The organism is Streptomyces sp. NBC_00162 (assembly GCF_024611995.1).
Classification (GTDB): Bacteria; Actinomycetota; Actinomycetes; order Streptomycetales; family Streptomycetaceae; genus Streptomyces.
Genome location: NZ_CP102509.1, coordinates 2,419,663 through 2,434,097, shown reverse-complemented (window position 1 = coordinate 2,434,097; position 14,435 = coordinate 2,419,663). Strand labels below are relative to the sequence as shown.

At 73.3% G+C, this 14,435-nt stretch carries 6 protein-coding genes; all 6 read right to left on the bottom strand.

What is annotated here, in order from left to right:
- Nucleotides 1-25: 25 nt before the first annotated feature.
- Nucleotides 26-1,471 carry an NAD(P)/FAD-dependent oxidoreductase gene (locus JIW86_RS11555; RefSeq protein ID WP_257553680.1) on the bottom strand — a complete coding sequence of 482 codons (1,446 nt, stop codon included), beginning with the start codon at nt 1,469-1,471 and terminating at the stop codon, nt 26-28.
- 66 nt (nt 1,472-1,537) lie between these two features.
- Nucleotides 1,538-2,755 carry a LuxR family transcriptional regulator gene (locus tag JIW86_RS11550; RefSeq protein ID WP_257553679.1) on the bottom strand — a complete coding sequence of 406 codons (1,218 nt, stop codon included), beginning with the start codon at nt 2,753-2,755 and terminating at the stop codon, nt 1,538-1,540.
- Nucleotides 2,752-4,512, bottom strand: coding sequence for a phenylacetic acid degradation protein PaaN (paaN, locus tag JIW86_RS11545; RefSeq protein ID WP_257553678.1), 1,761 nt, complete (start codon nt 4,510-4,512; stop codon nt 2,752-2,754). The genes JIW86_RS11550 and paaN overlap by 4 nt, the downstream gene beginning before the upstream one ends.
- A 417-nt stretch (nt 4,513-4,929) precedes the next feature.
- Complete coding sequence (locus JIW86_RS11540) at nt 4,930-5,847, bottom strand: SDR family oxidoreductase (RefSeq protein WP_406365897.1); 918 nt, start codon at nt 5,845-5,847, stop codon at nt 4,930-4,932.
- The gene (locus tag JIW86_RS11535; protein ID WP_215141526.1) at nt 5,844-7,016 is read right to left on the bottom strand and encodes an FAD-dependent oxidoreductase; all 1,173 of its coding nucleotides are present in this window, start codon (nt 7,014-7,016) and stop codon (nt 5,844-5,846) included. The genes JIW86_RS11540 and JIW86_RS11535 overlap by 4 nt, the downstream gene beginning before the upstream one ends.
- A 1-nt stretch (nt 7,017) precedes the next feature.
- Nucleotides 7,018-14,271, bottom strand: a complete 7,254-nt coding sequence (locus tag JIW86_RS11530; protein ID WP_257553676.1) for an amino acid adenylation domain-containing protein — start codon at nt 14,269-14,271, stop codon at nt 7,018-7,020.
- Nucleotides 14,272-14,435 lie beyond the last annotated feature (164 nt).

The following is a 14,435-nucleotide window of genomic DNA, read 5'->3' as shown; positions in this document are numbered from 1 at the left end:
CCGGACAGGGTCTGGGACCGTCGGGTCAGAGCCGGAAGGCGGACGGGTCGATGGAGGCCAGCCGCTTCACCAGCGCCGGCACCCCGCGGCCGCGGTCCTCGCGGTGCTCCACCGCGCGCAGCGCCGGGATGACCAGCCGCGCACCGGGGTAGCGGACGGGCTCCGGCGGGATCCAGCCGCCCGGCGGCCTGGTGAAGGCCGAGCCCGACCACTCGTCCCTGGTCCCCAGGACGAGGGAGGCGAGCACCTTGGCCATCAGCCGCGAGGGGCCCACCCCGTCCCCCGAGTAGCCCGTGGCGTAGCAAACCCCGGGCACGGACTTCAGCCAGCCGGCGAAGGGGAGCGAGGTGGTCGAGTACTCGACCGGGGCGGTCCAGGCCGTGTCCACCGGCGCGTCGGCGAGCTCCGGGAAGAGCCGGGCGAGCTGACTCCGTAGCTCGGCGGGTCGCAGCGCGTCGCCCCACATCGTGTCGGCCCCGCTCTGGCCGAAGGCCACGCCGGAGCCGCCCTTGCCGAAGAGCAGCCTGCCGTCCGGGGTCGTGCGGTAGTAGTTCAGCCTGCGGCGGGAGTCGCAGACCGAGGTCTCCCCGTCCCAGCCGAGCGCCGCGAGCCGCTCCGGAACGGGCTCGGTCAGGAGGGTGTCGCTGGCCACGGTGACCATCCGGCGGCCGAGGTCCTCCAGCTGCCCGGCCCAGGCGTTGATGGCCAGCACGACCCGTTCGGCGTGCACCCGTCCGTAGGGGGTGTGGGCGGTCGTGGCGCCGCCGGGCGCGCCCCGCAGGGCGGTCAGCGGGGTGCGCTCGTGGACGCGGACGCCCGCCTCGATCGCCACCCGGCGCATGCCGCGCGTCAGCTTGGCGGGCTGGAGCGTGGCGCAGCCCGGGTCGAGGACGCCGCCGAAGTGGTTGCGGGTGCCGACCGCCCGGCGGGACTCGGCGGCGGACACCTCGTGCAGCGGCTCCGTCCCGGCCCGCCGCAGGTCCTCCAGGGTCTGCCGCCACGCCCCGCGCTGGGCCGGTGAGGAGGCGGCCCACATCCACGGACCGCGCCGGTACTCGACGTCGATGCCGTGCGCCTCGGTGAAGGCGAGGATGTCGTCGACGGCCTGGGCGGAGGCCTCGCCCAGCCGGCGCGCCTCCTCGTGCCCGCCGATCGCGACGAGGCTGCTGAAGCGGGCCCACATCGGCATCAGATAGCCGGCGTTGGCGCCGCTGGCTCCGCCGCCGCACACGTCGGCCTCGATCAGCACGATGTCCGTGCCGGGCGCCCGCCGCAGGATCTCCAGGGCGGTCCACAGGCCGGTGAAGCCGCCGCCCACGACGAGGACGTCGCAGCGCACCTCGTCCAGCAGCTGCGGGGAGCGCCCGTCGTCGGGTTCTGCGTGCAGGGCGTCACGCAGCCAGGCGGTGCGCCGGGCCGGAGGCGGGGTGTCGGGGCGGGGCCAGGTGCCGGCCAGGACGAGATCGGTCACGGGTACGGGTCTCCACGGTCGGTGCGGTGTGGTGCAGTGCGGTGCAGTGCGTGCGGTGGGGTGCGGTCAGTTCTGGCGTGCGCGGGCGGCCCGGCCGGAGGCGTCCAGGTGCTCCGCCGCCGTCAGCAGGTCGATCCGCGAGCTCACCCCGAAGGTCTTGAACAGCTTCCGGAGGTGGTAGTTGACGGTGTGCGGGGACAGCGCGAGGCGCCGGGCGATCTGCTGGTTGGTGAGGCCCTCGCGCACCAGGCCCACCAGCACCCGTTGCTGCTCGCTCAGTTCCGGCCCGGCGGCCGGCGCCTCGCGGAGCCCCGCCGTCGCCCGCAGCGCCGCCGCTTCCCGCTGGAGGGAGAGGCGCAGCGAGTCGGGCATCGAGTCCGAGATGAGCCGGCGCAGCAGCGGACTGGAGAACACGGCCCGGCCGTCGTCGTTGCGCACGACGCCGGTGGCCTCCACCTCCTCCAGCGCGGGGAGCAGGGCGGACACCGAGGTCCGCAGCATCAGCGCCAGATCCTCGTAGACCACCTCGCACCCCAGGAGCGAGGCCACGCGCAGCAGTTGGCGGCATCCGGGGGAGAAGCGCTCCAAGGTGGCCCGGACCCGGGTGGCCAGGCGGGCGGGCAGCCGCGAGGTCAGCAGCCGGACCTCGTCGTCCACGGTCTCCAGGGCACCTTCCTCCTGGAGCCCGGTGAGCAGTTCGATCAGCAGCCGGGGGTGCCCGCCGGCCTGGTCGATCAGCTGGACCAGAGCCGGTGCGGGCGGCGCGCCCAGCAGGTCCCGGGCCAGGCTCAGCGAGTGGGCCGGTCCCAGCGGTCCCAGCGACAGCCGCTCGCTGCGACCAGTGAGGCCGGCCGGCAGGGCCGGCGCCTCGCCGGGCCGGTGGGCGACCAGCCAGACGACGGGTTCGCCGCCGGGCCGTTCGCGGGGGGCGAAGGGCATCCGCGGCGGCCCGTCCACGGCCCGGCGGGTGTCGTCGACCAGGACGAGGACGGGCCCCGCCGGGGCATGGCACCGGCCGGGCCGGCCCCGGGTGTGGCGCGCCGGAACGGTCCGGCGCCGCAGGTGGCGGGGGTCCGCCCACGGATCGGGGTGGTGCCCGGCGTAGCCCAGGCCGTCGGCGAGGGCGGCGGCTTCCTGCAGCAGCCGGGTCTTGCCGATGCCGGGCATTCCCTCGATCGACAGGACGGCGGGGCCGGAGCGGCGGCCGTATTCCAGTACCTCGCGGATGAGCCGCATTTCCCGCTCGCGCCCGCGCAGCGGCATGTGGGTGAGGGTGCTGTTCATATGGAGCCGCCGTAGCGACGTACGCCGACGGTGTGGAAACGCGCGGACACGAACGCGGCGTCGCAGTACACCGAGTTCCCCGACGGGTTCATTCCCGTGCCGTGCAGATCGGAATAGACGGCCGACTGGGAGATGTACCAGTCGCCCATCAGGTTCGCCGACAGCATCACCCCGGCTTCGGCGCAGGCCTGTTCCATCGCCGCTTCCACCTCCGGTGACGTGGAATAGAGGCCGACGGACAGCGCGCCGCACTCGCGGGTGGTGCGGGAGACCAGCGCGACCGCGTCGGCGACGGAGTCCACCGCGACGGCGAAGACCACGGGGCCCAGCCATTCGGCGAGCAGCGTGGTCCGGTCCGCGGCCCGGTTCGCGTCGAGCGTCACGACGGCCGGGGTGCGGATGACCGCCTCCGGGTGCGCGGGGTCGCGCACGGCGCGGGAGGGGACGGCCACGGTCCCGGCTTCCCCGGCCATCACCCGTTCGAGCCGGTCCAGGACCGGGGGTCCCAGGAGCGCGCCCAGGATGCCGCTCGCCACCGTGTCGTCGCCCAGCAGGCCGGAGAGGGCCGCGCCGAGGTCGGCGACGATCTCCTCGTACGTCCGGTGCCCCTCGTCGGTGCTGATCCCGGCCCGCGGGATCAGCAGGTTCTGCGGGCTGGTGCACAGCTGCCCGCTGTAGAGGGAGACGGAGAAGGCGAGGTTGGCGAGCATGTCGCGGTAGTCGCCGGTCGACTCGACGAGCAAGGTGTTGACGGCGGACCCGGCGGTGAAGACGCGGGCCTGGCGGGCGTTGTCCTCCAGCCAGGTGCCGAAGGCGGTGCCGCCCGCGTAGTCGACGAGGCGTACCTCGGGGCGGGTGGCCAGCCGGCGGGCCAGTCCTTCACCGGGGTGTTCGGCGGCCAGGCACACCAGGTCCGCCGGGAAGCCGGCCTCGGTCAGTACCTCGCGGGCGATCTCGACGGTGAGCGCCAGGGGCAGGACGGCCGCCGGGTGCGGTTTGACCAGCACGGGGTTGCCGGTGGCCAGGGAGGCGAAGAGGGCCGGGTAGCTGTTCCAGGCGGGGAAGACGCTGTTGGCGACGACCAGGGAGACGCCCCGCGGCACCGTCCTGAAGGTCTTGGCCAGGGTGACGGCCCGGCCGTCGCCCTGGGGCTTGCGCCAGACCGAGGCGGCCGGCAGCCGGGTCTGCTCGGCGAGGGCGCAGGCCACCGCCTCGAGGCCGCGGTCCTGGGCGTGGACGGCCCCCGCGTGGAAGGCCATCAGGAAGTTGTGGCCGCTGGTGTGCACGGCCGCGTAGGCGAACTCGGAGCTGCGGGCGTTGATCCGGTGGAGGATCTCGGCGCAGACCGCCGCACGGGCCTCGGGACCCGCGTCGCGCCAGGCGGGCAGGGCCGCCTCCATGGCGGGCAGCAGGACGTCGGGGTCGCAGTGCGGGTAGGAGACCTTCAGCGGGCCGCCGTACGGGGAGAGCTCGCCGCCCGCTTCCGGGCCGGGGCCCACGGTGCCGTCCCGGCCGGGCTGGCCGAGCTCCAGCGGCCGGCCGAGGAGCCGGCGGAAGGCGGCCTCGCCGGCGGCTCTCGCGCCCCGGCCGTAGGCCTGCGGATCCTCCGGGTCCTCCGAATACGGTGACCAGTGTTCGCGGGTGCGGATCACCTCGCGGGCCCGCTCCAGGGTGCTGCCGTGCCGGGACGTGAATCGGGTCAGCGCGCCGCCGTCGGCGCGGGTTTCGGGAACGGGCGGCCGCACGGTTTGCGCCATGGTCCTCATCCTTGTCGAACGGTAGGGGTCCGGTCGGGGAACGCCGATTCCGGAAAGCCTCGGCGATCACGCTAATTCGGCTGGTTCGCACCCACGGCGGAGTCAGGTCATGAAGGGAATTGACGGACCGTTCACACCGACGGGCGGGAAATCGGCGGCATGACGGAGCTCCGGCCCGAGGGGAAAAGGGCGAAATCCGGGCCGGTCCTGGGACGTTGGGCACGCCCGCCGAAAAGGCGGGTCAAACTGTGACGATGGCCATATCACGCGCAACTTGCCGCTATCAGCCATCATCTGGCGTGATATCGCCGCTCGCCGCCTCTTGGCGGGCGTGCCAACTGGCTTGTTCTGTACGACTTCCTGGGCAGGTTTGCCTGTTACCTCAGCCCTCGGGCACCAGCCACCCCGGCAGCCGCGCTATTCGGTGATCGGCCGCAGGTACCGGTCGAGTGCCGTGTCGGGCAGCACCCGGGCGAGCACGCTCACCTTCCGGGCGTCCGGACCCACCCGGTAGCGGGTCCTGGGCCGCCGGGCCGTCAGGGCCTGCCGGACCGTCTCCGCGAAGTCCTCCGGACGGGTCAGGCTTTCCCGCGCCTGCTTCTCGTTCTGGTGCAGGAACCGGTTGAAGGGGATCCGGTACCGCTCGGCCACTTGCTCCGGGACACCGTCCATCGCGGCCCGCGCGACGTCGGAGACCTTGCCCCAGATCGGCGTCATGATGGCGCCGGGCTGCACCAGGGCGACGTCCACGCCCTGCGGTGCCAGCTCGCGCCGCAGTACGTCGGTCAGGGCCTCCTTGGCGAACTGCGCCGCCGCGTACGCCCCGAGGAACGGGATCGCCACACTGCCCAGGCCCGAGGTCACGTTGACCACCCGGCCGCGGGTACGCCGCAGCAGCGGCAGAAACGCCTGGGTGACGGCGAGCTGACCGACCACGTTGGTGTCCAGCTGCCGGCGCAGCCGCTCCGGCGACACGCACTCCAGCGGGGCCGAGACGCAGATGCCCGCGTTGTTCACGAGCCCCCACAGGCCGTCCTCGCCCACCTCGGCGGTGACCCGTTCGGCGGCCGCGGCCACCGACTTCTCGTCCGTCACGTCGACCAGCACCGGAACGATCCGGCCGTGCGCGGAGGCCTCGGCGAGCGCCAGGGCGTCGGCCTCCTTGCGAACACCGGCGAAGACCCGGAAGCCCGCCTCCTCCAGCTCGAGGGCGCAGACCCGGCCGAGGCCGGAGGAGGCCCCGGTGACCAGTACGGACCGGCCGCGCGGCGACAGGGCGGCGCGGTTCTGGGCGGCTGACACGAGATTTCTCCTACGGGAAGCGGGGGCGCTCATCCGGCCACCGCCGGGAAGGTGAGGGCGTCCTCCAGCGTGCGGGTGAGCCTGCTCTGCGGCATGAAGCGGAAGTACGCGTCCCGCACCGGCCGGCGGAACGGGTCCTCGGACTGCTCGAAGGAGCTGATGCCGCGCGAGGCGGCGACCATCCCCCGGGTCCGTTCGCGGCGCTCGTCCTCGTACCGGCGCAGTGCCCGCGGCAGGTCGGGCGCGCCCTTCAGGGCCCGCCCGAGCACCACGGCGTCCTCGATCGCCATGCCCGAGCCCTGGCCGAGACTGGTGAGCATCGGGTGCGCGGCGTCCCCCAGCAGGGTCACCGGACCCCGGCCCCAGCGCTCCAGGAACGCCCGGTCCCGGGAGGGCACGGCGATGATCGACTCCTCGGGGGTGGCCAGGATCGCCTGCCGCACCTCGTCGGCCCAGCCGTCGTAGGAGTGCAGGACCTCGGCCTTGCCGCCCTTCCAGTCCCGCGAGAGCTCGGCCGGCATGTTCTTGGTGCCCCACCAGTACAGCCGTCCGGCGCCCATGTCCACGAGCCCGAAGCGCTTGCCGCTGCCCCAGAAGTGGGTCACCGAACCCGGCGTGAAACGGGGGTGCGAAAACGGCACGACCGCGAGCCAGCAGATGTAGCCGCTGTCCTGCGAGTCCTCCGGGCCCACCAGCTGCCTGCGGACGGCGGAGTTGAAGCCGTCCGCCCCGATCAGCACGTCCCCCTCGGCGGTGGTGCCGTCGTCGAACGCGACCCGCACCCCGCCGCCCGGCACCCCCTCCGTCTCGAAGCCGGTGGCCGCGGCGCCGAAGTGCAGGGGGATGCCCTCTGCCGCCTCCAGCAGCGACTGCTGGAGGTCCGCCCGGGTGATGAGCACACTGGGCACCCCCAGCCTGCCGATGATCTCCGGGAAGGGGAACTCCCGGATCAGCCGGCCCGAGGCCGTCTTGACGTGGTACGAGCGCAGGGCCTCCCCGCGCTTCTCCAGGTCGATCCCGACGCCCAGCGAGTTCAGCGCGCCGACGGCGTTGCTCATCACGGAGAGGCCGGAGCCCGCGGCCCGCAGCTCGCCCGCCCGTTCGTGGACCTCGACCTCGAGACCCGCCTCGCGCAGGGCGACGGCGGCGGTGAGGCCGCCGATCCCCGCGCCGATCACCAGGGCCTTCTTCTTCTGTGTCATCTCACTGTCCGATCAGTTCGGTGACGACCCGGACCATGTGGGCCACGTAGGGCTCCTCCATGATCGTGAGGTGGTCGCCGGGTACGTCCACGACGTCGAGCGCGCCGCTGGTGCGCTCGCGCCAGCCGTTGCTGGGGTCCGCGTGCATGCTCTCGATGGCCGTGTGCATCGAGTTGAGTACGCCGGGCAGCGGCTGCGCGGCGTGGATGAGGACCATGTCCTGGTCCACCACCTCGGGCCGGTAGGCGAACGCCGCCTTCCAGTTGGCCTCGTACACGTGGAACAGGCGCCGCACGACGGCCCCGGTGCTCCCCGCGGGCAGCACGCCCTCGTCGATGGCGAGCTGGGCGATGAAGTCGAACTTCTCCTCCAGCGTCGTCAGCCGGTCCGGGATGAGCTCCAGCGGGGAGTCGCCCCCGCGCCGCAGCCACAGCAGCTCCCAGAAGAACCAGCCGAGCAGGGCCTCGTCGTCCGTGGTCAGACGCCGGCCCGGATTGAGGGCGGTGGTGTCCAGCAGCACCAGCCGGGCGATCTCCTCCCCGGCCGCCCGCAGCTGACGGGCGATCTCGAAGGCCACGAACCCGCCGAACGACCAGCCGCCGATGACGTAGGGGCCGCTCGGCTGCACCCGGCGCATGGCCTCGATGTAGCTGGCCGCGATCTCCTCGACGCTGCGCAGCGGTTCGGTGCCGGGGTCGCCGCCGGCCGCCTGCAAGGCGTAGAACGGCTGGTCCTCCTCCAGGTACTTGGCGAACCGGACGTAGCAGAGCACGTTCCCGCCCATGGGGTGGACGAAGAACATCGGGCGCTTCGATCCGGCCGGGCGGATGGGCACCAGCGGGTCGAAGGCGGTCATCGCCTCGCCCGAGCGCAGTCGCGCGGCCAGCTCGGCCACGGTCGGCGCCGACACGAACTCCGAGAGCGGGACGCTGATTCCGTAGCGCTGCTCGATCTGGACCACCAGGCGCATCGCGGTGAGCGAGGTCGCCCCGAGGTCGAAGATGTTGTCGTGCACGCCCAGCGCGGGCAGCTGGAGCAGATCGCCGACGATCTCCACCAGGGTCTCCTCGTAGGCGTCGCGCGGGGCCGCGGCGGCGTCGGCGGTGGCCCCCGTGCTCAGCGCGGCGCCGCGCAGGGCCTTGTCGTCCCGCTTGCCGCTCGGCGTCAGCGGCAGGGCCGCCAGCCACTCGAAGTGCGAGGGCATCATGTACTCGGGCAGCACCGTCCGCAGTTGCTTGCGCAGGAGCGTGAGGTCGGCGCCGTCCGGGTCGCCCGTCAGGAAGGCCGCGAGGAAGGAGTCGTTGCCCTCCCGGCGGCGGGCCACGACGGCGGCCTCCGCGATGCCGGGGTGGCCCGCCGCGAAGCGGGTGATGGCCAGCTCCACCTCGGCCGGCTCCACACGGTAGCCGCGGACCTTGACCTGCGCGTCGGCCCGGCCCAGGCACACCACGTCACCACCGGGCAGGACGAAGCCCAGGTCGCCGGTGCGGTAGAGGCGCTCGCCCGCCGCGGCGGCCGCGGGGGACGGGTGCGGTACGAACCGCTCCTCGGTCAGGTCGGGGCGGCCCACGTAGCCCTCCGCGAGGCAGGCACCCGACAGGTACAGCTCGCCCCGCACCCCGGCCGGGACCGGACGCAGCCGGGAGTCCAGGACGTGCACCGCGGAGCCGGCGATGGCCCGCCCGATCGGCGGCAGGGCCGGGAACGCGGCCGGGTCGCCCTGCATCGTGTACGCGGTCACCACGTGCGACTCGGTCGGCCCGTACTGGTTCTCCAGGATCACCCCGGGCAGGGCCGCGCACAGCCGGCGTATCTCGTCGGTGACGCGCAGCTGCTCGCCGGAGGAGAGCAGCGCCCGCAGCGAGCGCGGGGCGAGCCCGAGCGCGTCCGCGGCCTCGGCCAGCTGCTGGAGCGCGACGTACGGCAGGCAGATGCGCTCCACGCGCGCCCGGTCGAGCAGCCGCAGCAGGGCCGGCATGTCGCGGCGCTCTTCCTCGGAGAGCAGGAGCAGGGTGCCGCCGCCCGCGAGGGTGGAGAAGATCTCCTGGAAGGACACGTCGAAGCTCATCGGCGCGTACTGCGCGGTGACCCCGCCGACGACACCGCTCGGGATGCCGTTCTGCCAGGCGACCAGGTGGGCCAGCGAGCGGTGCGGCATCGCCACGCCCTTGGGCGCACCGGTGGAGCCCGAGGTGAACAGGACGTAGGCGAGGGAGTCGGGGGTGATCTCCTCCGTCACCTCCGCCGGGATCCGCGGCAGGTACGGCCGCTCGCCGTCCTCGGCGAAGAGCTCCTCGGCCGCGAGGACGAGCCCCGGGGCGCCGAAGGTCGCGCCGTGCGCGGCGTTCGCGATGACCCGGAACGGGCGGGCCTGCTCGACCATCGCGGTCAGCCGGTCCACCGGGTAGCTGACGTCCAGCGGCACGGTGGCGGCCCCGGCGCGCATGACGCCGAGGATGACGGCGACGGTCTCCGGCGAGCGGTCCATCGCGATGCCGATCCGGTCACCGGGCCGCGAGCCCAGTGCGATCAGCTCGCGGGCCACCCGGTCGGCGGCCGCGTCCAGTTCGGCGTAGGCCCAGCGGCGGTCGCCGAAGACCAGGGCCGTGGCGTCCGGGGTGCGGGCGCTCTGCGCGGCGAAGGCCCGTACGACGTCCAGCGGTGCGGCGCCGGCCTCCTGCCGCCGTGCCGCGGCCTGTCCGGGCCCGGACACCAGGAAGCCAAAGTCCGGTGCCTCGTCGGGGTGGTGGACCAGCCGGTCCAGGATCGCCGTGTACCGCTCGGCGTACAGATCGGCCTGGGCCGGTGTGAAGGTCTGCCCGTGGTGGTCCAGCCGCAGCCGGACGGAGCCGTCCACCGGGTCGGTCATGGCGTTGACCAGCAGCTGGAAGTTGGTCTCCTCCCAGGTCTGGAAGTCCAGGAGACGGACCCCGGGCAGTTCGAAGACGGCGGCCAGCTGGCGGAAGTGGATGTAGTTGAAGGCGGTCTCCAGGACGGTGGAACCCCGGTCCTCCTGGATCGCGCTCAGCGGGTAGCGGCGGTGCGCGTGGCTCTGCTGCTCCTGCCGGAAGGCCGCCCGGACCACGTCGGCCCAGCTGTCGGCGGCGGTACCGAGCCTCACGGGCATCGTGTTGAGGAAGAGTCCGGCGATGCGGTCGGCGTCCTCCAGCTCGGGGCGGCCGTGCGTGACCAGACCGGTGGTGATGTCGTCGGAGCCGGAGAACAGCCCCAGCGTCAGGCAGTGGGCCGCGAACAGCACCGACTTCACGGGCAGCGTCCGCTCCCGGGCGAACCGGCCGACCTGCGCGGTGAGTTCGGCGGGCAGGTCCACGATCCTGGTGATCTGCGTGTCCGGGCCCGGGGCCTCGTGGCCGCGGAAGGCCTCCAGGCGCAGCAGCGGCGCGTCCCGCAGCCGCTCGAGCCAGAAGGCGCGGGTCGGCTCCGACTCCAGGGCCTCGCGTTCGGCGCGCACGTGGTGCGCCGCCGAGGGGAGGCCGGTCTCCGCCACGGCCTCGATGGGGTGGCCCAGGCCGTGCAGGTAGTCCCGCAGCAGCTCGGCGACCAGGGTGGCCACGCTGCCGCCGTCGAGGATCGCGTGGTGGAAGCTGAGGACCAGCTCCAGCGTCTCCTCGCGGACGTGTGCGCGCAGGTGGTAGAGCGGGGCCTGCTCGAAGTCGTAGCGGTGGTAGCGCCGTTCGTCGACGTGGGCCCGGATCTCGGCGAGCGCCGCGGCCTCCTCCCGGCCCCGCAGGTCCACGGCGTCGAAGCCGCCGGTCACCTGGTGGTCCACGATCTGGAGCGGCTCGGAGAACGAGCCCAGGTCGAAGGAGGAACGCAGTACGGGGTGGCGTGCGACGAGCCGTTCGAAGGCGCGCCGGAAGCCCTCCTCGTCCCACGCGGCCGTGACGCTGTACTGGAAGACGTCGCGGTAGACGGCGGAGTCCTGCTCGGCCCGGCTGTGGTAGAGCAGCCCGAGCTGGAGGCGGGTGAGCGGGTGGGCGTCGGCGCGGCCCTCGAGGCGGGCCCGGTCGACGCCCGAGACCAGGGCGAACGGGGCGAGCTCGGCGGCGGGCCCGGCGGGTGCCTCGCCGGTGGCCGACCTGGCGGCCAGCTGGGCGACGGTCGGCTGCTGCACCAGGTCCGTCAGCGAGAACAGGATGCCGGCCTTCTCGGCCCGGGCGCGGATGCGCAGCATCGTGATGGAGTCCCCGCCGAGCGCGAAGTAGTCGTCGTGGATCCCGACCCGCTCCGCCTCCAGTACGTCCGCCCAGATCGCGGCGAGCGTCTCCTCGGTGGCGTTGCGCGGCGCCATGTACTGCGGACCGGCGGTGGCCGAGGGGGCGGGCAGGGCGCGGCGGTCGGCCTTGCCGTTCGGGGTCAGGGGGATGGTGTCGATCCGGATGAAGTGTGCCGGGACCATGAACTCCGGCAGTGCGGAGGCCAGTTCGCCGCGCAGCAGGGCCGGGCTGAGTTCGGCGTCCGAGACGTAGTAGCCGACCAGCAGGGTGCCCCGGCTGCCCGACTGGTGGTCGACCACGACCGCGTCCCGTACGCCGGCCACGGAGGCCAGCCGGTTCTGGACCTCTCCGAGCTCCACCCGGTTGCCGCGGATCTTGACTTGGCCGTCGATGCGGCCGAGGTACTCCAGGGTGCCGTCGGCCAGCCAGCGGGCCAGGTCACCGGTGCGGTAGAGCCGCCCGCCCGGGGCGAAGGGGTCCTCGGTGAACTTCTCCGCGGTCAGCTCGGGCCGTTCCAGATAGCCGCGGGCGACGCCGACGCCGCCGATGCACAGCTCGCCGGGGACACCGGCCGGCTGGAGCCCGCCGTGCGCGTCCAGGACGTACAGCCGGGTGTTGTCGATGGGGCGGCCGATCGGGACCCGGCGGACCGGCCCGTCCGAGGCCGTCGGGCAGTCGAAGTACGACACGTCGACGGTGGCCTCGGTGGGCCCGTACAGGTTGACCAGACGCGGGGCGCTCTCGCCGCGGGACCCGAAGACCCGGTTGAACTGCTCCACGCGCGCGGCGGGCAGGGCCTCGCCGCTGCAGAACACCTGCCGCAGGGAGGCGGCTTCGGCGCGCAGCTCCGGGCTGTCCTCGAGCAGGTCGAGGAAGGGGCCCAGCATCGACGGGACGAAGTGCAGGGTGGTGACCCGCTGTTCCGCGATGGTGCGCAGGATCCCGCGCGGGTCGCGCTGGCCGCCGACGGGCAGCAGGGCGAGCCCCGCGCCCTCGATCGCCCACCAGAAGAGCTCCCACACGGACACGTCGAAGGAGATCGGCGTCTTCTGGAGCAGGACGTCGCCTTCGCCGACCGGGTAGGCCTTCTGCATCCAGGCGAGTCGGTTGATCACCGAGTGGTGCTCGACCATGACGCCCTTGGGGCGGCCGGTGGAGCCGGAGGTGTAGATCACGTACGCGAGGTCGCGCGGCCCGGCCGGGTCCTCGAGCGGCTCGCCCGGGCCGGTCAGCAGCTCGTCGGTGCGCAGCACGGGGACGTCCTGGTCCTCGACCCGCGTGCCGCTGTCGGTCAGCACCACCTTGGCCCGGCTGTCCTGGAGCAGGAAGCCGATCCGCTCGGCGGGGTAGCCGGGGTCCACGGGTACGTAGGCGCCGCCGGACTTGAGGACGCCGAGGAGGGCGACGATCAGCTGCGGGGAGCGGTCCATGAGGACGGCCACCCGGTCGCCGGCGCCCACGCCCCGGGCGCGCAGGGCGTGCGCCACCTGGTTGGAGCGGGTGTCGAGTTCCGCGTAGGTCAGCGGCGGGGTCCCGTCGGCGCCCGTGACGGCGGTCCGGTCCGGGGTGCGGGCGGCCTGCTCGGCGATCAGACCGTGCACGGTGCGGTCGTCGGCGTACGGGGTGTCGGGCCCCTGCCGCAGCTGAGTGAGGTCCTTGTGCTCGGCCTCGTCCAGGACCGGCAGCGTCGCCGCGGCCCGGCCGGGCTCGGCGACACCCGCGCCGATGAGGCGCAGCAGGTGGCCCGCGACCGAGGCGATGGGGTAGTCCTCGTCGAAGACGTCGACGGCGTAGTCGAGGTCGACCCGCAGGTCGGCGTCGTCGTCGAAGGCGTGCACCATCACGGACAGCGCGTCCTGGTGGTGGACGGGCGCCTGCACGACGGACTCCACCGAGGTGCCCGGGAGCGGGGCGGGCCGGGGGTGGCGCAGGTAGGAGAGGGTGACGTCGAAGAGCCTGCGGGAGCCGGCGCCGACGGCCGGGAGGTCGCGCAGCACGTCGCCCAGGGCCAGCCGTTCGTGGGTGCGCAGCGCGTCCGTGGTGCGGCGGACGGAGGCGGCCAGCTCGTGCAGGGTGGCCGTGGGGCCGACCGGCACGCGCAGCGGGAGGTTGTTGGCCAGCTGGCCGACCGTGTCGAGCTCCGCGTCCGAGTGCCGGTTGCGGAAGGGGACGCCGAGCACCAGCTCCTCGGTGCGGTGCACGCGGGAGAAGTAGGCGGCGAAGGCGGCCGCGAGGAACGCGAAGGGGGAGCTGCCCCCGCCGCGGATGCGGCGGACCAGGTCGGCCTCGACGGTGAAGGTGTGCCGGGCCCGGCGCCGCGCGCCGTCCGCGGGAGCCACGGTGGCGCGGGTGAACAGGGCGGGCTGGACGCCCTTCAGCGCGTCGCGGAAGTACGCCCGGTCCTCTTCGAAGGCGCCGGAGGCGCGGTAGGCGGTGTCCGCCTCGACGAGCGCGGTGACGGAGGGGGGAGCGGGACGGTCCACGGGCACCGCCCCGGTCCCGGCCGCCATGGCCGCGGCCGAGCGGTCGGCGTAGCGCTCCCAGAGCTGCCGGCTGACCTGGTTCAGCGCCCAGGCGTCGGCGATCAGGTGGTGGGCGTTGAGGTGCACGTGGACGACCGAGGCACTCTCACGCAGCACTGCGGCCGTGAACAGACGCGAACGCCGCAGGGTGAAGGGGTGCGTGAAGGAGTACTCCTGCCACGCCGCGCAGGCCGCCGCGGGGTCGGCGGCGCCGGAGAAGTCGACGTACTGCACCCAGGGGCCCGCCTCCTCCTCGGTGTCGGTCCCGGCCACCCACTGGCAGGGGATTCCGTCCTGTTCGTCGAAGCGCAGGGAGAACGCGTCGTTGTTCCGCAGGGCGCCTTCCAGCGATTCCTTCAAGCTGTCCACGTCGACATCGCCGGCCAACCGCTCATGAATGACCACGTTGAACTGGGGGTCACCCGGCGCGGTGGACTCGGCAGCCCAAATGTCCCGCTGGTAGGCGGACAGAGGGAGCTGGCGTGTTGCGAGCATCGGCCTTCCTTCGCTAATTCGGACAGCCGGAATGTGTGCCGTCCGATGCTCAGGAGCCTACGTTTCCCCCAATCCGGTTCACCACTACTCGTGTGAGTGGAAGAGGACTACTCGATCAAGTAGTCACACGTGGGAATATGTGATCCGCGCGATATTCCTCAGGT

Bases quoted from the DNA above. Each gene is read 5' to 3' on its own strand.
- JIW86_RS11535 (WP_215141526.1), bottom strand. From the start codon at position 7,016: ATGACACAGAAGAAGAAGGCCCTGGTGATCGGCGCGGGGATCGGCGGC.
- JIW86_RS11530 (WP_257553676.1), bottom strand. From the start codon at position 14,271: ATGCTCGCAACACGCCAGCTCCCTCTGTCCGCCTACCAGCGGGACATT.
- paaN (WP_257553678.1), bottom strand. From the start codon at position 4,512: ATGGCGCAAACCGTGCGGCCGCCCGTTCCCGAAACCCGCGCCGACGGC.
- JIW86_RS11540 (WP_406365897.1), bottom strand. From the start codon at position 5,847: ATGAGCGCCCCCGCTTCCCGTAGGAGAAATCTCGTGTCAGCCGCCCAG.
- JIW86_RS11550 (WP_257553679.1), bottom strand. From the start codon at position 2,755: ATGAACAGCACCCTCACCCACATGCCGCTGCGCGGGCGCGAGCGGGAA.